This window comes from Vibrio salilacus (genome assembly GCF_002811245.1).
GTDB classification, from domain to species: Bacteria; Pseudomonadota; Gammaproteobacteria; order Enterobacterales; family Vibrionaceae; genus Vibrio; species Vibrio salilacus.
Genome location: NZ_NIVQ01000020.1, coordinates 25,529 through 47,659, shown reverse-complemented (window position 1 = coordinate 47,659; position 22,131 = coordinate 25,529). Strand labels below are relative to the sequence as shown.

Annotated in this window: 20 protein-coding genes and 2 riboswitches; of the genes, 13 read left to right on the top strand and 7 right to left on the bottom strand. The window is 43.2% G+C overall.

From position 1 onward, the window contains the following. From CDZ87_RS13235 to CDZ87_RS13225, 3 genes are all read left to right on the top strand, one after another. The coding region (locus CDZ87_RS13235) for an ISAs1 family transposase (RefSeq protein ID WP_157806473.1) at nucleotides 1–533 on the top strand (533 nt) is incomplete at its 5' end. 823 nt (nucleotides 534–1,356) lie between these two features. Then, nucleotides 1,357–1,863: a cytolysin secretion protein gene (locus CDZ87_RS13230; RefSeq protein WP_100753971.1), complete on the top strand. Its 507-nt coding sequence runs from the start codon at nucleotides 1,357–1,359 to the stop codon at nucleotides 1,861–1,863. A gap of 1 nt (nucleotide 1,864) precedes the next feature. Continuing rightward, nucleotides 1,865–3,271, top strand: a complete 1,407-nt coding sequence (locus CDZ87_RS13225) for a leukocidin family pore-forming toxin (protein ID WP_100753970.1) — start codon at nucleotides 1,865–1,867, stop codon at nucleotides 3,269–3,271. 39 nt (nucleotides 3,272–3,310) lie between these two features. On the opposite strand, the gene CDZ87_RS13220 is transcribed toward CDZ87_RS13225, so the two are convergent. Together CDZ87_RS13220 and ydiJ are read right to left on the bottom strand one after the other, a co-directional pair. After that, nucleotides 3,311–3,772 carry a methyltransferase family protein gene (locus tag CDZ87_RS13220; protein ID WP_100753969.1) on the bottom strand — a complete coding sequence of 154 codons (462 nt, stop codon included), beginning with the start codon at nucleotides 3,770–3,772 and terminating at the stop codon, nucleotides 3,311–3,313. Nucleotides 3,773–3,838: 66 nt separating this feature from the next. Further along, nucleotides 3,839–6,871 carry a D-2-hydroxyglutarate dehydrogenase YdiJ gene (gene ydiJ / locus CDZ87_RS13215; protein ID WP_100753968.1) on the bottom strand — a complete coding sequence of 1,011 codons (3,033 nt, stop codon included), beginning with the start codon at nucleotides 6,869–6,871 and terminating at the stop codon, nucleotides 3,839–3,841. A 200-nt stretch (nucleotides 6,872–7,071) separates the two neighbouring features. On the opposite strand from ydiJ, the gene CDZ87_RS13210 reads away from it, so the two are divergent. The 5 genes from CDZ87_RS13210 to CDZ87_RS13190 all read left to right on the top strand — a co-directional run bounded on the left by CDZ87_RS13210 (nucleotide 7,072) and on the right by CDZ87_RS13190 (nucleotide 10,925). After that, nucleotides 7,072–7,752 (top strand): DUF3334 family protein, encoded by a 681-nt coding sequence (locus tag CDZ87_RS13210; RefSeq protein ID WP_100753967.1) that lies wholly within the window; start codon nucleotides 7,072–7,074, stop codon nucleotides 7,750–7,752. 164 nt (nucleotides 7,753–7,916) lie between these two features. Continuing rightward, nucleotides 7,917–8,600, top strand: a complete 684-nt coding sequence (locus CDZ87_RS13205) for a DUF2786 domain-containing protein (protein ID WP_100753966.1) — start codon at nucleotides 7,917–7,919, stop codon at nucleotides 8,598–8,600. Nucleotides 8,601–8,744: 144 nt separating this feature from the next. Further along, nucleotides 8,745–9,413, top strand: a complete 669-nt coding sequence (locus tag CDZ87_RS13200; RefSeq protein WP_172953586.1) for a YiaD family glycine zipper/OmpA-like lipoprotein — start codon at nucleotides 8,745–8,747, stop codon at nucleotides 9,411–9,413. Between the two features lie 127 nt (nucleotides 9,414–9,540). Beyond that, entirely contained in the window at nucleotides 9,541–10,569 is a 1,029-nt protein-coding gene (locus tag CDZ87_RS13195) for a J domain-containing protein (RefSeq protein ID WP_100753965.1), read from the top strand. A 170-nt stretch (nucleotides 10,570–10,739) separates the two neighbouring features. Continuing rightward, nucleotides 10,740–10,925 carry a hypothetical protein gene (locus tag CDZ87_RS13190; RefSeq protein WP_100753964.1) on the top strand — a complete coding sequence of 62 codons (186 nt, stop codon included), beginning with the start codon at nucleotides 10,740–10,742 and terminating at the stop codon, nucleotides 10,923–10,925. A gap of 74 nt (nucleotides 10,926–10,999) precedes the next feature. On the opposite strand, the gene maiA is transcribed toward CDZ87_RS13190, so the two are convergent. The 5 genes from maiA to CDZ87_RS13165 form a co-directional block, all read right to left on the bottom strand. Continuing rightward, nucleotides 11,000–11,650: a maleylacetoacetate isomerase gene (maiA, locus tag CDZ87_RS13185; protein ID WP_100753963.1), complete on the bottom strand. Its 651-nt coding sequence runs from the start codon at nucleotides 11,648–11,650 to the stop codon at nucleotides 11,000–11,002. Next, nucleotides 11,643–12,656: a fumarylacetoacetate hydrolase family protein gene (locus CDZ87_RS13180; RefSeq protein WP_100753962.1), complete on the bottom strand. Its 1,014-nt coding sequence runs from the start codon at nucleotides 12,654–12,656 to the stop codon at nucleotides 11,643–11,645. The genes maiA and CDZ87_RS13180 overlap by 8 nt, the downstream gene beginning before the upstream one ends. A gap of 14 nt (nucleotides 12,657–12,670) precedes the next feature. Next, nucleotides 12,671–13,801 (bottom strand): homogentisate 1,2-dioxygenase, encoded by a 1,131-nt coding sequence (locus tag CDZ87_RS13175; protein WP_100753961.1) that lies wholly within the window; start codon nucleotides 13,799–13,801, stop codon nucleotides 12,671–12,673. Continuing rightward, nucleotides 13,794–14,867 carry a 4-hydroxyphenylpyruvate dioxygenase gene (hppD, locus tag CDZ87_RS13170; RefSeq protein WP_100753960.1) on the bottom strand — a complete coding sequence of 358 codons (1,074 nt, stop codon included), beginning with the start codon at nucleotides 14,865–14,867 and terminating at the stop codon, nucleotides 13,794–13,796. Before hppD ends, CDZ87_RS13175 begins: the two co-directional genes overlap by 8 nt. Before the next feature lie 684 nt (nucleotides 14,868–15,551). Beyond that, nucleotides 15,552–16,286 (bottom strand): chromosome partitioning protein ParA, encoded by a 735-nt coding sequence (locus tag CDZ87_RS13165; RefSeq protein WP_100753959.1) that lies wholly within the window; start codon nucleotides 16,284–16,286, stop codon nucleotides 15,552–15,554. A gap of 417 nt (nucleotides 16,287–16,703) precedes the next feature. Between CDZ87_RS13165 and CDZ87_RS13160 the strand changes: the two genes are divergently transcribed. From CDZ87_RS13160 to CDZ87_RS13140, 5 genes are all read left to right on the top strand, one after another. After that, on the top strand, nucleotides 16,704–17,042 hold the full coding sequence (locus CDZ87_RS13160; RefSeq protein ID WP_100753958.1) for a YggL 50S ribosome-binding family protein: 339 nt from the start codon (nucleotides 16,704–16,706) through the stop codon (nucleotides 17,040–17,042). A 179-nt stretch (nucleotides 17,043–17,221) separates the two neighbouring features. Beyond that, nucleotides 17,222–17,335: riboswitch (glycine riboswitch) on the top strand. A 2-nt stretch (nucleotides 17,336–17,337) separates the two neighbouring features. Beyond that, a riboswitch (glycine riboswitch) is annotated at nucleotides 17,338–17,421 on the top strand. A gap of 115 nt (nucleotides 17,422–17,536) precedes the next feature. Continuing rightward, complete coding sequence (locus tag CDZ87_RS13155; protein ID WP_100753957.1) at nucleotides 17,537–18,910, top strand: alanine/glycine:cation symporter family protein; 1,374 nt, start codon at nucleotides 17,537–17,539, stop codon at nucleotides 18,908–18,910. Nucleotides 18,911–19,295: 385 nt separating this feature from the next. After that, nucleotides 19,296–20,042 (top strand): winged helix-turn-helix domain-containing protein, encoded by a 747-nt coding sequence (locus tag CDZ87_RS13150; protein ID WP_100753956.1) that lies wholly within the window; start codon nucleotides 19,296–19,298, stop codon nucleotides 20,040–20,042. After that, nucleotides 20,039–20,500: a hypothetical protein gene (locus CDZ87_RS13145; protein ID WP_100753955.1), complete on the top strand. Its 462-nt coding sequence runs from the start codon at nucleotides 20,039–20,041 to the stop codon at nucleotides 20,498–20,500. Before CDZ87_RS13150 ends, CDZ87_RS13145 begins: the two co-directional genes overlap by 4 nt. Before the next feature lie 470 nt (nucleotides 20,501–20,970). Beyond that, nucleotides 20,971–22,086: a hypothetical protein gene (locus tag CDZ87_RS13140; protein WP_100753954.1), complete on the top strand. Its 1,116-nt coding sequence runs from the start codon at nucleotides 20,971–20,973 to the stop codon at nucleotides 22,084–22,086. Nucleotides 22,087–22,131 lie beyond the last annotated feature (45 nt).

Below are 22,131 nucleotides of genomic sequence, written 5' to 3'. Positions count from 1 at the left end.
GCAACCAAGGGAAACTCCGTCAAGCAATAGAAAAGGCGTTCTCTTCTCAGCGATCTAATGTGGTTGCTGACATCTCTCCCGAGCAAGGACACGGTCGTATAGAGTCTCGCCAATGCTATGTTTTTGACAGTACGAAACTTGAAGGTAACTTCTCTCGCTGGAAAGGCTTGCAGAGCATTGTTATGGTTGAAAACTTTCGTCTTGATAAAGACAAATCTGTCGCTCTAGAGTACCGTTATTACATCAGTTCTAAAAAGCTTAGTAGAGAGCAAGCTGCGATGGCAGTCAGAGAACATTGGGGTATAGAATCAATGCACTGGGTGCTTGATGTCACCATGAATGAAGACGCGTGCCAGATATACAAAGATCACGGTGCAGAGAATCTATCATGCCTACGTCATATGAGTTTGAACATGCTCCGAGAAGAACCAACCAAGCTAAGCATTGTTGGCAAGCAAAAGCGCTGCATGATGAATACATCGATGCTAGAGGCAGTATTAAGTGCTGGTTTTAATAATGTGGTGAAAATATAGACACTCATGCGGTCACCCTGATGTCTATATAACCTATCCAAATATTATTTATAGCCAATATCACGTCATTGAAAACTTTATCAACAAACCCTAAATTATCATATATTAATTTTACTTTTATTAATTTAGTCTTGACTTATTTAGTTATTGCCTATCTATTAATTCTCATCGTTATCATTTAACTTAGCCACACATCAACATCTCATAATTAACATAAATCCAGTGGAAAAATATAAATATCGATAAATATTAAATCGTGATCTTGGTTTGATATTTATTTAAATATCATTATGAAAACTGAATTTAAATTAGTTTAATTACTCTACTTTTTAATCTGTAGTGTGTAAGGTAATAACTATCCCCTCTTGCATTCTTGATTGAATGTAATATCAACGTCTCCCACATCCAAAAAGCAATAAAATACTTATATAACAACAACTAATGTCTCATCAACTTTATCAATCATAGGAAAGTGAGCTTTAAAAAACCGTCTAAAATAGTGACAAATCTAGCAACTAAATCATTGATAAAACAAATACATACATCGATACCAGGTTTCTAAGAACAATAATGATTATAAAAAACCGAACCATAATCACGTTATGCGCATTGATAAATGAATATTGATTCAAACAATAGTGCTTATAAAGTTCTTCACAAAAATATAATTATCATGATAGAAAATATTACAAACACAACGATTAACAAAATGAATGTATTTTAACTAGTGTTTATTAGCTCTTAGGAGATAAAGAAAATTCAGTACAAAACTAAAAAACATATACGTTATTGAATAAAAACAACCATTATTGAGGGGCTTAATATGCCAAATAAATCCACCATCATGATCAGGGTACTAACCCTGTTACCTTCACTGTTTGCTGGTCACGCTTTTTCTGATATTCAGTTGCTGGGTAGTGGAAGTGACATATCACAGTTAGTCGCAGAGCACTATCAGCAACCAGTGCGTGTCTATGACGGAAACCTATCAGAAAGAGATGCGCTGTACATCAATGTCGGCTCAGCATCTAGCCAAGACATTGACATCGCGAAGTTGCACGTCGTTAATGGAGAAATTGTCATTGTCGACCTTAGACTACTCACAAACGACGAAGACAAAATAGAGCAAAGCCAAAAAATAACCGGACTTGGAAGCGATGCACCTGTTGTTATCACTGGCATTTATCAAGGCGATAACATCATTAATTCAATCGTTGCCGATGTTCGAAATGAAAATGGTGACTCAATCATGAATTCATCTGCTGAACTGGAAAGCCTCAATCAATCGTTGGTTCACGCTCTTGAACGACTAAATTTTGGCGGTGAGTAATATGAAAACGTCTACCATGTTTACCCTTTCGCTACTCGCTGTTTCTGTCAATGCTTTCGCCGAAGATTATGTGCCGATCGTTGAAAAAGTTTATTATATTACTAGCTCGAAACTGACATGTAATCTATACCAGAGTGCTGACTTTGAGACTAAGCGAGACTGGTGTGATGCAGGCGCGTCAGTAGACATTCGTGTCAACGTAACACAGATGCGCTCAGTACAATCTTCTACGTCACAAGGTTTCACCGCTGATGCCAAAATCGTTCGTTTTACTGTCGGTGCCAACAAACCGGGCACAGGTTTTCATTTAGTTGACGATCTCCAACAAGGTCACAGTTGGTTCCAAAGCTGGGCTAACCGTCGTACTTATATAGGTCCTTTTGCCAGCAGCTATGACTTGTGGGTCAAGCCTGTCTCTGGTTATATACCCAAAAAGGTCAGCGACTTTCCCCAGAACGAAAACAAAAACTACCAGCATCGCGATACACACGGCTACTCAATTGGCATCAACGGCTCTGTTGGGGCGGAAATCGGTAAAGATGGTCCTAAAGCCAGTGCAGAAGTGAGTGGCTCATTTAGCTACAAAAATGAAAAAACATTAGTCTTTGATACCAAAGACTATCGCGTTAATAACCGCTCCTCATTAAGCGACTTTCAAGTTTCCTTTGAGCGTGAACTTGATGAGTGTGATGAATTGCGCCGCCAAGAATTAGGCTGTTATTTCACGTCAGCATACTGGGGTAGTGGCTGGGTATTTGATAAATCAAAATTCAACCCTATTTCATACGCTAACTTCAAGCCAAACTTCGATGTCGTCTACGAAGCACCTGTTTCTCAAGCAGATACAACGGATTTCGAAATCGGTGCTAAGTTTGTCGCCAAAGCTCGTTATGGAGAAGTATTACCCTCCGCATTTTTTTCAGTCTATGGGCCTAAGGCTTGGGCATCCAATGGATGGTCAATTCCTCGCAGAGTTCGCATAGATTGGAGTCACCCTTTGTTTGAAGCGGAAGCTCATGTCACTTTACAATCACTAAGTAACAATGACTTATGCCTGGGTGTGTACGGCAGCAAAACGGAGGAAGGCAGTCCAGTGAATGGTTGGAGTTGCCACGGTAACTGGGATCAGATCTGGGGTCTAGATAATAATGAACGTTATCGCAGTCGCATCGCACCGGATCGATGCCTAACCGTGTCCTCAAATAGAACGCTAACTGTGCAATCCTGTAGCTCAAACCTTGCTCAGAAATGGTTCTGGGAAGGCGATAAACTTATCAGCCGTTATGTAGATGGAACAACTCAACGTTACGTTCTAAATATTTTAGATGGCCGAAATGTTGGAGTCAGCCCAGAGGCGGAGGCCACTCAAGCAAGGTGGAAACCAACTCTGCAACAAATCAACCTGTAACTTTGGTCAATGCTATACGGAAGGCAAGACCTTCCGTTTTCATATCCAACGTCTTACCCGCTGTTTGTAATCCATATATTGCGCACCAAAAATGGCTTCAAGCGCCCGTTCTTCTGGGAAGATTTGAAAGCGGTTCATATAGAGGATAAAGCTAAAGCTAAAGACGATTGAAAGTAAGTTTTGTTGCCAGTAACCAAAGCCAAACAACAGCAAGAATAGACCGAGATACATCGGGTTGCGTGTATAAGCAAGAATACCATTTTCGACCATGGATGAAACGCCGTCTATTTTGACTGGATTGACCGTGGTTTGCGCACGACGAAACTGATATACCCCTGCAATACCAATCACACCTGAAGCGACAAAGCACAGTAAAAACACCATACCATTCAATGGCAAGTTAAAGTGGAACGCCAAAAACTCTCGACTGATAAGGTTCATCGCAACGATAAACAGAACAAACAGTGCCACTGGCGGTATTTTTGTTTCAAGCTTGTCCATTTAACGACCTTAGTTGCCATAGTATTACTAAAAAATAGCTCAACCGAATCGGTTGAGCTATTTAAATTAGAGTATTTGTAATAGTGCCTGAAGAGGGTGTTTAGTTTTAACCTCTTCAAAACGTTTCACTTGGCTGCGACACGAATACCCCGTGATTAAGCAGCGCTCTTTGTCCAAGGCTTCAAGTTTAGGCTTCCAACTGAGTCCGTAAATGTCTTTCGACATTTGCAGTTTATCGACTTCGTGACCAAATGTGCCCGCCATTCCACAACAACCAACCGCAACCGTATTCAATCGCGCACCAAAGTGGGTAAAAATACTACCCCACTCTTTCTCAGCATTGGGCATTTTGGTCTTTTCAGTGCAGTGGGCAAACAGATACCAAGGTTGCTCATCGGTGCACTCGCGCACCTCATACTCATGCAGTTTTGGCTCTAACCATTCATGTACCGTCAATACTTGAAAATCGCCGCGCTTGTCACCAAGCACCTCTTGATACTCATCGCGATAACAAAGCACTAATGCCGGATCTACCCCAACCAGCGGAATACCGATATCAGCAACCTGCTGAAGAAACGCCGCAGTATTGGCGGCACTCGAAGCAAATTGCTGCAAGAAACCTTTAATGTGTTGCGCCTTACCATTAGGCTTAAATGGCAACAATACCGGCGTTGTACCCAGTTTGGTGAGCAAAGCTGCAAAATCAGCGACTACCTGAGCATCATAGTAGCTAGTGAATGGGTCTTGTACAATCACCACATGATTGGCTTTGTCTTGCTTAGACAGTGCTGCCAGCTGCTGTAAGTCAAACGTTTTGAGCCCAGAGACCTGCTGTTTAAGCGTAGGAATCGACAACAACGGCGAGTCGACATAACCTACGGTTTTCGCTGTTAGGTCTTGCACCCATTGCTGCTTTAACGCTCCGTTAACCAGTTTTGGTGCTTTAGCAAGTACGGGCAACATGGTTTCAATATTGGCGACTAAATAGTCTTTAACTGGCCGTTGATATCGCGAGTAGTAAAGGTTGAGGAAGCGCGAGCGAAAACTGGGTACATCAACTTTAATCGGACATTGACTCGCACACGCTTTGCAGGCTAAACAACCATTCATCGCTTCATACACTTCGTGCGAGAAATCATACTCATGGCGTTTCTTGATAGTATTACGCACACGATCAATCATCGTTTTAATCGAACTACTGTTCTCAAGCGCCTGTTTTTCTAAATCAAGAACATCAATCCCTTGCTCCGTCAACTGGCGTAACCATTCACGCACTAACCCTGCTCGACCTTTCGGTGAGTGACGACGGTCAGCAGTCACTTTCATCGAAGGACACATTGGCGATGAGGTATCGTAGTTAAAGCACAAGCCGTTACCATTACATTCCATCGCCTGTTTGAAACTATCACGCACCTCAACATCAATCTGACGATCAAAGTAACCACGTTTGGTGTCTGTCACTTTAACCAAGTCTTCATTGCTATCGAGTGGTGTACAAATTTTTCCCGGGTTCATTTTATTGTGCGGATCGAAAGCGGCTTTGACCCGGCGCAGCTCAGTAAAGAGCTCTTGACCAAAAAATGCTGGGCCATATTCAGAACGATACCCTTTACCATGCTCACCCCACATCAAGCCGCCATATTTGGCAACTAACTTCACCACTTCATCAGAGATTTGGTGCATCAATGCTTCTTGTTGTGGATCGCACAAATCGAGAGCTGGACGAACATGCACTACCCCTGCATCCACGTGGCCAAACATACCGTAATTGAGTGACTTTTCATCAAGCAGTTGTCGAAATTCGGCAATAAAATCCGCTAAATTTTCTGGTGGCACACAAGTGTCTTCGGCGAACGCGACAGGTTTAGCACGCCCTTTCGCCGCGCCAAGTAAACCGACTGCTTTTTTGCGCATATTATAAATACGGCCAATGCTTGCCAATTCACTGCAAACTTGATAACCGATGATACCGGCCTGATTGTCAGCTAGCATCACATCAAGACGCTGGCATAAATCGCTGACTTGCTGATTCACCTCTTGCTCATCTTGGCCGGCAAATTCAACCATATTGATGCCTTGCATCTCTTTGCCAGGAACATCGGTTAACAGGTCACTTACGGTATACCAGACTATATCTTGTTTAGCCAGATTGAGTACTTTCGAATCAATCGTTTCCACTGACAAAGCTTGCGCTTCAACCATTAATGGCGCGTTGCGCAGCGCTGAATCAAAACTGTTGTATTTGATATTAACCAAAGTTCGCGCTTTAGGAATCGGCGTTAAGTTGAGCGTAGCTTCTGTGATGAAGGCTAACGACCCTTCAGCGCCGCAAAGCACGCGGGTCAAGTCAAAACGATCATTTTCACGATCCAGAGCATTTTTTAAGTCATAGCCTGTCAAAAAACGGTTCAATGGCGGAAACTTTTGCTCAATTTGAGCGCGCTTTTCACGACACACTTGCTCGGTGGTGTGGTAGGCATCAAAGGCATACTCGCCTTCAGTTGGCATACCCTGAGAAAGATCCGACTCTAAGCAAGAGCCATCGGCAAACACCGCTTGAAGAGACAACACATGATCAGAGGTTTTCCCGTACTTCAGTGACCCTTGCCCTGACGCATCGGTATTAATCATGCCACCCAGTGTCGCGCGGTTGCTGGTTGATAGGTCTGGCGAGAAAAAGTAGCCAAAAGGACGCACCGCATCATTAAGTTGGTCTTTTATGATGCCCGTTTGCACACGAACCCAACCTTGCTCTTGGTTGATTTCTAATACCTTATTCATGTGACGAGACAAATCAACCACGATACCTTTAGTCAAGGACTGTCCGTTAGTTCCGGTACCACCGCCACGTGCTGAAAAGGTCACACGCTCATAGTCAGACTGCGTCGAGAGCTTACCAATTAAAGCCACATCGCGGGTCGATTTCGGATGTACCACTGCTTGTGGAAGCTGTTGATAAACGCTATTGTCAGTGGCGACGGCCAGTCGGCTAGAATATTGGCTTTCAATATCACCACTAAAGCCGGCATTTTTGAGTTCTTTCAAAAAGGTAAGAACGATCGGATCAACATCCGATTGAGAATGTAGTCTTGGTAACATTTGCTTCCTGCCCCTACGACGCTGATCCTATCAGCACTGGGTTCGTGTGGTTGAAATTATTATTTGAATCAAGTCACTTTACAACATTTAAAAGGGTGATCAAAACAGAAATGTAATGTCAAAATGGCAATACTCGCATTTTTTTCCCACACTTATAACTATCCTTATTGTTTATAAGTGTCTATATGAGCGAATCACCAATGAAAAGAAATAAAGTCGTCACCACAGAAGATATTCTTTTAAAGTTATGCCAGTCTGTTTCTGGTGTGCTCACTTCGGCCACCAGTTCGAACGTAACTTACTCTGCCATGGTGCAGAAAATCACTAAAACCAGCCTGAAGCCGGATTTTGGTTGTTTCGTGTTGTTCGATGGCGGATTTTCGGGTCTTGTTGTCATTAACTTCACCTCAAAAGCCGCCTTAGAGGTATACACCAATTACATGCGTAATATGGGCATGCCTGAAGATGAACTTGCAGTCTCTCATACCTCAGACGAAGTTGCTGACGTGTTGGGCGAACTGATGAACCAACTGGTGGGTCACTTTACCAACCAAATACGCAAAGATCTTCATACACATATCACCCAAAACCAGCCTAAGATGCTGTCTTTAAATAAACAGGTCAACTTGTCAGTTGATACTAATTTAGACCGCCCGCAAGCACGTCGCGTAACCTTCTCCACTGAGAAAGGCAATATCTTCTACCTTGAGCTTGCCATGGACAAAACCGAATTCATTCAACTTGGAGAGTTTGATATCACCGAAGATGAGTGTCCTGATGATATCCTCGAACAAGCTCAGCAAAAGATGAAGCAAACACAAAAACCACCAGCGGCGAAACAAGATAACTCGGACGATCTTTTTGACGAGCTGGGTATTTAATCCTTAAAGTTCAACTATATCGATGCGATAAAGGCTAGCGTAACTTGCGTTAGCCTTTACTGTTTACTAAAAATACCGTTTCAAACACATATCCGATTTCCGTTTTTGCTCTGAAAGCGGTAAAATGTGCGACTTTGTCAATTTAGTGAGATTTGATGCGGTCGATGGATAAACAAAAAGCCCTCAAAAAAATTGCGAAATGTCTAGAACTCGGTAATTCAGCCAACGTTAACGAAGCGGCCAACGCGATTAAAATGGCCCATAGCTTAATGATTAAATATGGTCTGGATAAAGACGATATCGAGTTCATTAAGATGGGAAAAACCCAGTCGACTCACTTACTCCCTGCCAATGTGAGCTCTACCCTGCTGCGCATTATCCGTGGTATTAATACTAAATTTGGTGTTGAGGCCGTATTGCTCAACCACAAAGGGCTTAAACGCGTTGAATATATCGGTGAAGCAGATCGCGCCATCTTTGCCGCGTTTGCCTTTGACATTATTTACCGTGAAATGAACGAGCAAACTGGTCGATTCCGCAATAGTTTTGCAGGCACTGGTACGCCAACGACTGAAGTTACTCGCCGGGTTAATTCATTTCTCTCTGGTTGGGTCGAAGGGGCTATCGAAAAACTGCCGATTATTAGTCCTGACGACGAATCCGCCAAGAAAATCGACGATTATATCGATAAAGAATTTCAGAACATCGATCGTGAAACCTTCAAGCAACAGCTTAAAGAGGCGATGAAAAACCTCACTGACGATTATGAAGTTGGTTTTAAAAAGGGACGTACGGTTTCAGTTAATCGTCCTATCAACGGTGCACAAGCACCAAAAATGCTGAGATAGTACAACCTTTATTCATCAAACGTTAATCTATTGTCAATTACTCTATTCATCAATTGACAATAGATATAGCATCCGCTTTATTCAGGAAACATATTGATCAAACTCGGTATTGGTCAAACTAAAATGGTACATGGAGATGTTAACGTGAAAAAAATTACGCTTGCACTAGCAGTCACTATCGCCCTTTCTGGTTGTCAGGCAACACAACGCCAAAACGCGACAACAGGTGAGACAGAAACCAATTCTACCGCTCAAGGAGCTTTACTGGGTGCCATTGCAGGCGCGGCAGTCGGCCTTGTAACAGGTGATGATGCAAAAGAGCGTCGTCAACATGCCTTGATCGGTGCTGCGGGTGGTGCAGCTGTCGGTGGCGGTGTTGGCTACTACTTTGACCAACAAGAAGCGGCTCTGCGTAAAGAACTCCTCGACTCTGGCGTTCAAGTCGAGCGCGTCGGCGAAAACAAACTGCTGCTTCGGCTTGAGAACGGTATTGGCTTCCAAACTAACTCTTACCAACTAGACACTCGCATTCATAAAACATTGCGCGGTGTATCACGTATCTTGATCGAATATCCAGACACAAGCTTAGTGATTGATGGTCACACCGACAGCACAGGCAGCGATACGACCAACCAAATTCTATCTGAGCGCCGTGCTGAGTCGGTACGCTCATACCTAGTGTCACAAGGTGTCGCCGCAGGCCGTGCCGTTGCGCGTGGTAATGGCGAACGTTACCCACTTTGCAGCAATAGCACTACAGATGGTCGAGCGTGTAACCGTCGTGTCGAAATTCAAATTTTGCCGCTTAAATAGTTAAGTGTAAAAAAGATAATCTCTAAATGGCTTCTTCGGAAGCCATTTTTTTACACCTTATGCCTATTTTACTGGGCGAGTTGATATACTAAATAGATAATTTATCTTTTTAGCATCTGAGGTTACATTGCGACGACTTCCCTACCTGCTGTTAATCCTCTCATTATCGAGTGCTGCTCAAACCGTGGAGGAACTGCAGCAAAGTGCTCAAAACAACAATGTTCATGCACAACTAGAGCTGGCAGAGAAGTATGATCGTGGACAAGGTGTTGTACAATCCGATAGTGATGCTTTTTACTGGTATCAGCAAGCCGCGCGCAATGGCAGTCAAACAGCTGCATTAAACCTTAGCCAGTCTTATCTTGATGGTACTGGCACAACCCCTGATATTGAAAATGCGATTTTTTGGCTGACTAAAGCGGCGATGCTGGGCAGTGATCAAGCGCCAATGCTACTTGGTCAAGTTTATGAACAACTGACTCAACAGACCAATCACTTAGATTTCGCCGAGCTGTGGTATCAAGAAGCGGCAAAAAATAATCCTCAAGCTGAAGATGACTACGCGCGCGTACTTGAGCAGCAATTTAATGACCGCCGAGCACAACAAGTCGCTACTTTAGACCAATTGGAAGTAGCCTTCGACGCTGAGCAAATAGAGCTGAGCCCGACCGCCAAGTCGTTGTCACACAGCCAACAAAGCGAAAATACCACGTTATACGCGTTGCTCTCGCTACTGCTACTTGGTGCTATCGCCGTCGTCAGCTTGTTACGAAGCAACCACAAACTCAAACAAACCGTCAATGTGAGTGATAATGACCAGCAGCGCCAACAGCTAAAAATGGAACGCGATTTAAAACGAAAAGACGAAACTCTGACTCAACAAAAGCGTCAACTTGAAACCTTATATCGCCACATTAAGAAACTACAGGCTGCAGAGAGTTCAGCCACATCAACAGCGCCTAGCAAAGACAATCCGCTTCACATCGCATGCGCGGTATTTGGTTTTCATCCGGCACAGCTCCCCGACGAAAAACGGATAAAAGTGCGCTATAAACAGCTCAGCAAAATTTATCATCCTGACTTGAAAGGCAGTGAAGACGAGATGAAGCGTTTGAACCAAGCTTTAAAAATCATTCTCAAAAACGTTAATAAATAGTTACAAAGTCGCCCCCCCCCTGTGTTAACTTTCCGGCACAGTCGAAATTAAAAGGCGGCGCAATCGATCACCCTCCCATAACCGATAACAAACAATTAACTTAATAAGCGGTGGTATGGCATAATACGTCGCGTTATGAACACCTAATCAATAAAGGTGGGGAGAGTTCTATGTTTAAGATTGAAGGTATGTGCGACTGGTGTAAAAAACCTAGTATGCTGACCAAACACAATTATGTGGACGGTAAAAGTCACCACTCTTGCCAAGAGTGTAATGATCTCGCGACACTGGATGTGCGCCAATTTAACATTGCTGAGTTACAACAAAGAGAGCGCCAAATGAGCGCATCACGCTAACTCACACTGTTTATGAAATAAAGACCAACAAAGCCACCTCGAACCGGTGGCTTTTTGCTTTTTGACACAGGCTATCATTCATTGGCGTCAGGCTGTTGCTCTGGCACTGCTTTGGCAAAAGCAAGCAACTCATTAAGTGACGCGGTAATGCGACAAATGGTCGGATACGCTGTTAATTCGATATTAAAGCGCCTAGCATTGTAAACCTGAGGCACTAGGCAGACATCCACTAAAGAGACATCATCGCCAACACAATAACGCCCGTACGTGGTTTGCAGTCGTTTTTCAAGCGCTTCAAACCCCAACTCAATCCAATGTGAATACCATTGAGCCTTGTCGTGGTCAGATACCTCCAATGTCCCCGCTAAATACTGCAACACGCGTAAATTATTGAGAGGATGAATATCAACTGCAATATCTTGAGCCAACGCCTTAACCAGATAGCGGCGCGCGGGGTCAGTTGGCGTTAACAATACCTGAGGATAGGTCTCATCAAGATAATCGATGATTGCCAGTGATTGATTAAGCGATAGTTTGCCATCGACTAACACTGGCACCAATTGATTCGGGTTGAGCTGCTTAAACGCGCCGCTGTGTTGCTCGCCACCATTTTTAACTAAATGGACACTACGCTGATCGTAACTCAAACCTTTAAGGTTGAGCGCGATTCTGACACGGTAGGCAGCCGATGAGCGCCAATAGCCATAGAGAATCCGCTCACTCATACCTGACAACCTGTTGATCGATAGCGCCAAAAATGGAGTGCCCTTGGCGATCTTTCATTTCCATTTTAATCCGGTCTCCAAACTTCATAAACGCAGTCGAAGGTGAACCATCTCGGATGGTTTCTATCATCCGCACTTCGGCAATGCATGAATAACCAACGCCCCCTTCGGATATGGCCGTACCATACTCGGTACCCTGTTTGTTCGACACCGTTCCTGAGCCGATAATCGCCCCCGCGCAAAGCGGTCGCGTCTTCGCTGCATGAGCGATGAGCTGCGCAAAATCAAATGTCATATCGATACCAGCATTCGGGCAACCAAACGGCCGTTCATTGTAATAGCTCAGTAGCGGCAGGTGCACTTTCGCACCGTGCCAATCTTGCCCCAGTTCATCAGGTGTTACGGCAACTGGCGAGAATACCGACGAGGGTTTGGATTGAAAGAAGCCAAACCCTTTACCCAGTTCATTCGGAATAAGGCCACGCAGTGAAACATCGTTAACGAGCATAAGTAAACGAATAGATTTTGCCGCCTCTTGCACCGATACTCCCATAGCAACATCATCGGTAATCACCGCGACTTCAGCTTCGAAATCGATCCCCCACTCTTCACTCGCCACGGGTATATCATCGTAAGGCCCTATAAAAGCGTCCGAGCCACCTTGATACATCAGTGGATCTTGCCAAAAACTTGGCGGCATCTCAGCACCACGTGCTTTACGTACTAACTCGACATGATTAACATAAGCCGAACCATCAGCCCACTGGTAAGCACGCGGCAGTGGCGACTCACACGACGAAGGGGTAAACGCCATTTCATGGAGCAATTCACCATTGTTAAGCGCGACATAGATTTCACTCAATTGCGCTTCAACATGTTGCCAATGATCCAAGGCGTATTGCATGGTTTGCGCGATGTCCGGCACCGCGACACACTTGGTTAAATCTTTACTGACGACGACCAACAAGCCATCGCGACTATTATTTTTTAGGGTGGCTAACTTCATACTCATTCCCTTGGTTATTTTGCTTGCCAGCTATACACATAGTGTTTGTTTTCAACTTGTTCGGCTTGCTCGCTAAACTGAAGAGCATGGCGAGTGTCGATCATCACCGCCACTTCATCAGTGAACTTTTTCTTGTATTCCTGACCAGCTTTGAACGCTTTGGGGTGCGGCCCATGCGTGAAGCCAGCAGGATGGAAGGTCACCATTCCGGCTTCAATATTGTCACGGCTAAAGAAGTCTCCTGCGTGGTAAAACAGCACTTCATCGTAATCATCGTTGTTATGATAAAACGGGACTTTTAACGCGCCCGGATCACTTTCAATTGGCCGTGGGACAAATGTGCAGATCACAAAGCCTTGACCAACGAAAGTAGTATGCGCCGATGGTGGTAAATGATAGCGATGCGACATCAGCGGCCTAATATCACGCCAGTTCACACGCACAACCGACAAATCACCATGCCAACCAATCGCATCCAGAGGATTGAAAGGGTACGTCACCACACTGACTTGCTCATGACGTTTGATGTGAACTTGGGTCGATTGTTCACTGTATTGATCTTTAAACGCTTGATCGATTGAGGGCACATCAAGCACGGCAGGATCGAAAATGGCGTGATTGCCGACCATGCCTTTTTCGGGCAAGGTGTACGCCGCATCGGTGTTCTCGATCATCAGTACGAACATTGGCTGTTGAGGCTCAAGACGCCAGTTGGTCGAACGTGGAATCATCACATAGTCCCCTTCAACCACCTCTAGGTGACCATAATCGCAATAAAGATCGGCTTTACCTTGATGGATAAACAGCAGTTCATCACCATCGGCATTACGTACCAAGTGCTCCATCGCCGTTTCGATCTTCCACACACGCACTTTACAGTTTGCGTTATGCAGCAAGTGAGGAACCGCCCACGGCGAACTCTGCACTGACTGCTCGACCTGATTAAAGTTAAACGCGCGCGGTTTTAATTCGCCCTGCCATTCACTCCACCCTGTTGGCGCATGTTGATGATGGAAGTGGGACGCCGGGCCAAAAAAGCCGCTGCGCCCTGCTTCTCGTTCATAAATCGCTTGTTGCGGGAAGTCAGCATGCGCCTGCTTGGAGCACACTCCCTCCCGATGAGGGAATGTAATCCACTTATGCATTATCGAGCACTCCACGGCGAATTTGATCTTCTTCAATAGATTCAAATAGCGCTTTAAAATTGCCTTCACCGAAACCTTCATTGCCTTTGCGCTGAATGATTTCAAAGAACACCGGACCAATCACGGTTTGAGTGAAGATCTGCAATAAAATGCCATCTTTCATCGGGGCGCCATCAATTAATATTTGCAGATCACGTAATTTATCAACCTCTTCTTGATGACCTTCGACGCGACTGTTGATCTTCTCGTAATAGGTATCCGGTGTTGGCATAAAATCCATGCCACGCTCTCGCAAAGTTTGCACTGTGTTGTAGATATCATTAGTGCTCAATGCGATATGTTGTATGCCTTCACCATTGTATTCACGAATGAACTCTTCAATTTGTGACTTATCATCCGAAGACTCGTTGATTGGGATGCGTATTTTCCCGCATGGCGCTGTCATTGCGCGGCTAACAAGGCCAGTAAGTTTCCCTTCGATGTCGAAGTAACGAATTTCTTTAAAGTTTCCGATACGTTCATAAAATCCAGACCATACACTCATGTTACCCTGACGAACGTTATGGGTAAGATGATCAATCTCAAGCAAGCCAACATCCATGCTGGCTAAACGCTGTTGCGCATCTGGGTAGAAACGAAAATCAACCTCATAGATGCTGCCGTCTTGATAGCGGTCGACAAAGTAGAGCAAGCTTTCACCGATGCCGTAAATGGCAGGAATGCTCAATTCCATTGGACCCACTTCGGTCACATACGGTTCGCCGCCATGCGCTATCGCATGATGCATCGCAGCAGCCGAGTCAGCGACACGAAATGCCATACCACATACTGATGGACCGTGAATTTTAGCAAACTCATGCGCTTGACTGTGTGGTTGTGCATTGACAATAAAGTTCACATCCCCCTGACGATATAACCACGCCTCTTTAGAACGATGTTTAGCAACTTCAGCGAACCCCAGAGAGCCAAATAACTGTTTAAGATCTTGGATTCCTTTCTCATCAGAGGCCGTATATTCGACAAACTCAAATCCATCGGTACCTAATGGGTTATACACTTCGTTCATTTTTATTCCCTTATGATTGAAATCACTGCCGTGTCTACTCGTCATAATTTGGCTCAAACGGGTAAAAAAATGAACCTCTCACGTTTAATTTATCGTTAAATAAATGTTATTTAAAAATGTAAACCACAAACAACAATCGAACAAATATCTTTTATTATCAATATTATAGACAAAATAAAACGAGTAACGTTTTTTTTACAATCACATCAATTAGATTGCTTACGCCGTTTTATTTACTTTAGCTCAAATTAAATCCTGGCCATTTCGTCACTTTTCTTGATTGAAGGCGCGGTCATTACCCAATCAATGGACCAATGAAGCCCTAACAAAGCAGCTAGATGAACTTGGCTTTGACGCCCACCAACTGCCTTTGCCTGAAGACGCTTGACTATCTACGCACGTTTGAAGGTGGGCCATTTGCCACGGGCGAGCTTAAGATAAGAGTGCATAAGCGATCAAACCTACCGCCTTTACATAGGTGATATAGGCTATCAATTGCATTCATTCAGATACTTTAAACAGTGACATGATCTACCTTGAACAACGCTGCATAACTATAAACAACAGTCGCGTCATTTGTGACAGTGTCTTGCTGAAAAACAGAGCTCTGTGTTGCTAAAAAAAACGCCTCAAAAGTGAGACGTTTTTTATTTAGATAAGGTTGCTTTTACTCAACGATTCCGTTCACAAACCGAGCTCTTGCGAAAGTGCGTCGATCTGTTTTAAATCGAGTTGGTGGACACGGATCATCTGTTCTACTTGGCTCAAGCGTGAAGATGCTTCGTCTTGCTTGTCACATGAATCTGATTTGGCATCCCAAGATGTACCCTCTAGAAAAAGGTCACATTCTTTTTTTAGTTTGTTAATTTTCGGAGCCAAGGATTCACGCTCTTGCTCTAAGGCTTCAAGCTCTTGTTTCACCTTTAGCTCTTGTTGAAACAATTCTCGTGAACGCTCCAGTAAAGTAACCTGCATATCTGCTTGTCGGTTCAAACGAGTATTCTGTGAATTTACCGAAGTCAGCTGCTGTTTTTGTTGATTCACTTTTTCGTCAAGTGACAGATTTTGTTTTTCAAGCTCAGTCAACTGCTGCTGCAGATTATCAACCTCGACTTTGTGTTTCTGTTGTTGATCGATGAGCGCTTGCTGCAGCTTTTGCTCAACCTCGTTATCGACTTGAGCCACTTTCTGTTCCACTTCGGCAACCAGCTGTTGCTTATCTTTCACGAGAGACTGGTATTGCTCTTCAAGCGTTAAGTAGGTCGATTGCCACTTTTGAGCCGTTAAGGTAGAGCCGAGTAGCCCCCCCAGAGCAAGACCAAGAACACCAGCAATGACGATATAAAGCAGCGTTTTGTTATCGCGCTCCTCTATTACTACAACATTTTCATCGTCTTGGTTGTCTGTCTGTTGGTTCACTTAAACACTCCTGAGGGTTAACGTATCAGTTCGGTGATCATCAATGTTGCGGCATAAATTAAAAAGCCTGATATTAATGTAATCACGACATATTTTTGTAATTTTTCGCTGGTGCGATACCGGATTAACACAAATGCTATTGCAGCTAGAAATACTATTGCAAGCAACCTGGTCATAAACCCTCCTTAGCTCGGCTCACTGTTTCTACTTTATACCATTTTTACGCAAAAATAGTCAGGGTAGCGTAGTTTTACCCTTGATGATTATTAAATTAATTGGGTAAAAGGTTACATACCGTCCGGTTGATGTTATCTGCGGCTAAAAAACCAGCGCATCAGACCAAGCTGCTAGCATTTTGTTTGGCTGTTATAACAATATCATGTATAAATAGCGGCTAAATCATAGTGAGGCCAAGTCATGAAACCATTTAAAACAGACAATAAAAAACGTCGTATTCAAAAGAAACTCTTCGTAGGCGAATTTGCTATGTTGGGCTTTGAAATTAGCTGCGAAACAAACATCAACGACTTTGAGCGTTACGATGTATTTGTCGATGATTTCATTGATTATATCGATAGCCTAAACCTTTGCTTCGGCGGCGGCGGTCTAGAAGTGTTTGAAGGCTTTTTATGCGCGAAAGAGCGTTATGCCGATGCCACTGAAGAACAAAAAGCGCAAGTCATTGCATGGCTAGAGGCTCGCTCAGAAGTAAAAGCAGCAAACGCCAGCGAACTGATTGACGCCAATTACTTCTAACCAGTTGTGGCAACGTTACCCCTAGAATAGCGCCTAAATGGCGCTATTTTTGATCATCAAAAATCATGACCGAGTTCAAATTTTTTGTTGAAAACATAATAAAAAGTGATAAAGTTCTCTGGTCAATACGCAGCAGCGCTATTGACCATCTTTTGCTCAAATTCCGAGCAATTGTTCCGATGAAGACAGCAGGAGAGTGGTTATTAACCAAATGTTAACATTTGACCAGAATAACCTACCGAAGAAGTAAATCTTTCAGGTGCTACCTAGGTAGCGAGGACTGTTGTTGGAGGAACCTCTGGAGAGAACCGTTTAATCGGTCGCCGAAGGAGCAAGCTTTACGCCCGTAAAGTGAAACTCTCAGGCAAAAGGACAGAGGAGTGGAAAGATCTAATCCGCTAGTTGGCTTCGCCTGTCTATCGCTTTTCAGAGATCCCGATCTCTGCACTTTCCCTCTTCTCCTTAAATTTAGTTTTATCAATTAAGGGGAAATCATGGATAACCTATACACTTTACTTATTACCATCGACAATTTTGTCTGGGGCCCACCGCTACTGATTTTATTAGTCGGAACCGGTGCTTACTTCACTTTTCGCTTAGGCTTACTTCAGTTTAGGCACCTTCCTACCGCCCTTAAGATGGTCTTTAGTAAAGACGATTCTAATAAACAAGGGGACGTATCAAGCTTTGCTGCGCTCTGTACTGCTCTATCAGCAACCATAGGAACGGGAAATATCGTCGGTGTGGCAACGGCCATAAAACTCGGTGGCCCTGGCGCGCTATTTTGGATGTGGCTAGCGGCTTTGTTTGGCATGGCAACTAAATATGCTGAGTGCTTGCTGGCAGTAAAATACCGCAAAGTAGACGACAAAGGTCAGATGATCGGTGGCCCGATGTACTACCTCCAGTATGGTGTTGGTTCTAAAGCACTGGCGGTGATGTTTGCGGTCTTTGCCTTGGGGGTTGCCTGCTTTGGTATTGGTACTTTCCCACAAGTTAACGCTATCCTTGATGCAAGCGAGATTTCATTTGGACTATCACGTGAGATCTCAGCGACGGTTCTTACTCTTCTCGTGGCATTTGTCACCTTAGGTGGTATCAAATCCATCGCAAAGGTGGCAGGCAAAGTTGTCCCGACCATGGCACTGTTTTACGTACTGGCCTGTTTAAGTATCATCATCATGAATGCCGATAAACTGTTTGATGCGGTTGAGTTAGTGCTAGTTTCAGCCTTCACTTCGACAGCGGCAACCGGCGGTTTCTTAGGGGCAAGCATTATGCTCGCGATTCAATCGGGTATTGCGCGCGGCGTATTCTCCAATGAATCAGGTCTAGGTAGCGCGCCAATGGCAGCCGCCGCAGCAAAAACAGACTCATGTGTTAAGCAAGGCCTTATTTCAATGACGGGGACTTTCTTTGATACCATTATCATATGTACTATGACTGGTCTCGCTCTGATCCTAACAGGTGCCTGGCAGAGTGAATTTGCAGGTGCGGCAATGACAACGCATGCTTTTGCTGTGGGCTTAAATTCTGGCACCATTGGGCCAATGCTAGTTTCCATCGGGTTAATGTTCTTTGCGTTCACAACGATATTAGGCTGGAACTACTATGGTGAGCGTTGTGTCGTGTACTTATTCGGCACTAAAGCCGTGTTACCTTACAAATTGATTTATGTTTGCTTAGTTGCGTCTGGCGCATTCCTTCACTTAGATATGATTTGGGTTATTGCCGATATTGTCAACGGTTTAATGGCGATTCCAAACTTGATCGGTTTGATTGCCCTTCGTCATGTTGTAATAGAGGAAACCAAATGCTTCTTTTCATCGCTGGCATCATCAAAGAAGATTGAGCCACTGAAAGCGTAAGATCCATATTGAACTCCATCACTCTCTCATACGCTATAGTTCGTATTACGATGCTTCATTAAGCAAAGCAGCATGGCAGTTTATTCGATAGCGAATCTTTGATCTTTCACTGCCCTTAGTCCAACTTGGCATAGGGCAGTTGTCTATAATAAACTGACGCATATATTTAAATTTTATCTCTTATCTCTTATCTCTTATCTCTTATCTCTTATCTCTTATCAGAACAGAATCTAATCCGGCCTCAATCATCACTCCTAGTTAATCACAGTCGTTGTAATTATTGGGTAAACATTAAAACTATGCATAATTATGGTTGACTACAACAATTGTTATCCATGAAACTAAACACATTTTTTGAATATAGTTATAATTAGATCAATGTCACATGATTACATATAATCCTATTAAGTGTGTGCTTTCCAATAGGCAGACCTCTATTCTCGTTGGCTATAGAGAATCTCGTATACTTACCTTATTGATCAGTCATTCTCCTAGCCTGATCAAAAAACAAACGCTTCTGTCACACGCATGGGAAAATGAAATAATTGGCGAGGCATCGTTAAGTAAAAGTATCAGTATTATCAGACAAGCACTTTCCCAACTAGGAGTAAAAGAGTCACCGATTGTCACAGTGCCCAAAGTCGGCTATCGGCTGATTGAAGGAACGATTTTTTTCGAACCGTCTGGTGACGTTCCAACTTCTTTCAAGGCCCCACCGAATGCTCACTCAACATGTATTTTCGCCCACCCTCGCTTCCTCTCACTCCGACATTACAAAGATTTCGTTTGCTACTTGATTACATTCAGTCTACTAACTGGGACAATTCTTTTAGGTCTCAGCAAGTTTTATCAACACCTTGATGATAAAGAAGCAGCCAATCGACTAGTATCCTATGCCATTGGCTCACTTGAAGTTTACATGGAGCCCAATCTACCAATTTCAAAAAAGCTAAGAGCATTTTTGCAAGAAAACCAATGCCAGTGTGTTGTTTATATTGAAGAAAATGAACAATACTCCGAGTTATCTTGGCTAAATAAAAAAACGAAAAAATCTATCAACGTGTTTTACACCCAAGAAAAATTTGCACAAGCGTCTCGTATCATCAAACAATTCATCAGTGAACCATTATGAAGTCTTATCTTGCTATTGCCGTTTCTAGCGTACTTTTCGCTACCACCTGGTTTTGGCCACATAGTTCAAAAACACAAGATGTACAGTACCACCACCGTGTGATAGACATGATTACTAGCGAAGATATATTACGCAGTGACAGACTTACGCGTGTCAAAAATAATAGGATTACTCAGCTTAGTTCTTTGCAAGATGAATCTCTCGCCAATCCCATCATGCTTAGCTTCAAAGGAGTTTCACAGCCTCACTCCAATTCAAGCTTTCTTGTAACAGGTAAGGTCAACTTACTTTCTGTTCAAGAACTCGAGCCAGCACTCAATGACAAAATGCTCTCGCCTTACCTAGTCTTCAATGATGAACCAAAGCAATTCAACATCAAGATATTATATTCAAACCATGCTTTTATGATATTAAAGAACTCCAACAATGGTAGGACAATGCTATATGCCAAACGGTAGACTGTAGATTAGTCATATACCTTTTTAACTGGAGGTTTAGATTTCATTATGATTCCTACATCAACATATAATAATCATTTCATATAACTCTCGTTAATTTTGTCAAAATAAAATCTTTAACAAAATCCTTAATAAACCAACGCCTTTTATATATAAAACACTTCCGAGAAATATAGATAGAAATAATATAAATTTTTATAAAAAAATTTGAAAATACCCACCTCCAATAAAGAAAATAACAAAAAACCATTGAACTTATCTGAATTCTTACCAATCAAATAATTAACCTCTTGATTTTTAAATAAAAAAACTAATTTATTTTATTAGAGTTTATTATTTACACTAATTTACAATCTTATTCTTTACGTTTAGCCTGATTATAATCCAATCAAAAAGAGCAATATTTAGTCGAATCACTGCAACAATAATCAACAAACTAATTCCAAGCTAAACAGAAAAAAGGAACTTCTATGCTCAATTTAAAACCGTATTTATTACTCACTCTATTTCTATTCACAAGCTCGACTTTGGCTGGTATCAGTAGTGACCATAAACCCACTATTGATTTATCAGCGGATCACAACGAAAGTAACGGTGTCCCGATGCCCTTTTTTGCTAACGGGAGAATGCAGTCTAGGCTGAACGTTACTGTTAGTTTTACTGATGAGGACGGCAATGACTTAAGCGTTAGCGATGACGAAGTAAAAAGCGCGCTCTCGTTTTACATAAAGACTACCAATGACGAACTAACCAAAGACCAAGACTGCTCCGGCACTCTAAATTGTTGGGGTTTCACCTTTAATGAAAATGATTACGTTCACCAAATGGGCGCTAGTTATTCATACGCTCAGAGCCTACCAACTTCACACCTCTCATCTAACCCGCAGAACCTGATCACGGCATGGATATACGGCACAGAAGTAGCCCAATTCAGAGCCGTGTGCGCTCGAATCACATTTGACGACAACACAACTTATGACACCTGTGCAAATCCACGCGATGAGAATGCTATCTATCAGGCGGTCCAACCAGTTGTATACACAGCGAATGACTTCGCTGAACTAGGTGAAGGCGAAAAAGTTTGGGAAGAAGAAGACTACGATGAATTCTACTTTGAGTATGCCGAAGTTCGTAATTTCTATATTACCCCTAATGACCCCTCTTTAAAACTGGTTAAGGTTTCTGTAGATAATGGGCATGAGTCAAACCAAGATAATGAATTCTTAAATGACACGTGGCTTGGTTGTTTTGCTGATTGTCCAGAGGGGTTTAAGTCTGTCAAAGGCTTCCTATTTATACCAGGCCAAGAGCGAACCGTAACTCACGATTATGTGTGGAACAACGCCGCACAAGAAGGCCGCACTGCAGAGTGGAGAGTCAACCAAAAGCTTCGCTCGGTCACCCTTAGCAAGCTTCTCTATTCAACTCAGAATACTTCTCAAAACGACACTCAAAGTGAGTATCGCTTTACCGCATTTGATCAATATGGCAATAAAGCCCCGTTAAAACTGACTTATCCAGAAAGCGAGTTTACTGGCGGTGGTCAACGTTGGGATTACACCCAATGGAACCTCGTTAGCCAATAACGATTGCTAACCACTCTAGTTTTAGCCCAGAAAATCTGGGCTAAC

Coding starts and splice junctions, on each gene's coding strand:
- CDZ87_RS13225 (WP_100753970.1), top strand. CDS start 1,865: ATGAAAACGTCTACCATGTTTACCCTTTCGCTACTCGCTGTTTCTGTC.
- hppD (WP_100753960.1), bottom strand. CDS start 14,867: ATGAACGAAGTGTATAACCCATTAGGTACCGATGGATTTGAGTTTGTC.
- CDZ87_RS13150 (WP_100753956.1), top strand. CDS start 19,296: ATGATTACATATAATCCTATTAAGTGTGTGCTTTCCAATAGGCAGACC.
- CDZ87_RS13190 (WP_100753964.1), top strand. CDS start 10,740: ATGTTTAAGATTGAAGGTATGTGCGACTGGTGTAAAAAACCTAGTATG.
- maiA (WP_100753963.1), bottom strand. CDS start 11,650: ATGAGTGAGCGGATTCTCTATGGCTATTGGCGCTCATCGGCTGCCTAC.
- CDZ87_RS13155 (WP_100753957.1), top strand. CDS start 17,537: ATGGATAACCTATACACTTTACTTATTACCATCGACAATTTTGTCTGG.
- CDZ87_RS13210 (WP_100753967.1), top strand. CDS start 7,072: ATGAAAAGAAATAAAGTCGTCACCACAGAAGATATTCTTTTAAAGTTA.
- CDZ87_RS13230 (WP_100753971.1), top strand. CDS start 1,357: ATGCCAAATAAATCCACCATCATGATCAGGGTACTAACCCTGTTACCT.
- CDZ87_RS13160 (WP_100753958.1), top strand. CDS start 16,704: ATGAAACCATTTAAAACAGACAATAAAAAACGTCGTATTCAAAAGAAA.
- CDZ87_RS13180 (WP_100753962.1), bottom strand. CDS start 12,656: ATGAAGTTAGCCACCCTAAAAAATAATAGTCGCGATGGCTTGTTGGTC.
- CDZ87_RS13205 (WP_100753966.1), top strand. CDS start 7,917: ATGGATAAACAAAAAGCCCTCAAAAAAATTGCGAAATGTCTAGAACTC.
- CDZ87_RS13175 (WP_100753961.1), bottom strand. CDS start 13,801: ATGCATAAGTGGATTACATTCCCTCATCGGGAGGGAGTGTGCTCCAAG.
- CDZ87_RS13145 (WP_100753955.1), top strand. CDS start 20,039: ATGAAGTCTTATCTTGCTATTGCCGTTTCTAGCGTACTTTTCGCTACC.
- CDZ87_RS13140 (WP_100753954.1), top strand. CDS start 20,971: ATGCTCAATTTAAAACCGTATTTATTACTCACTCTATTTCTATTCACA.
- CDZ87_RS13220 (WP_100753969.1), bottom strand. CDS start 3,772: ATGGACAAGCTTGAAACAAAAATACCGCCAGTGGCACTGTTTGTTCTG.
- ydiJ (WP_100753968.1), bottom strand. CDS start 6,871: ATGTTACCAAGACTACATTCTCAATCGGATGTTGATCCGATCGTTCTT.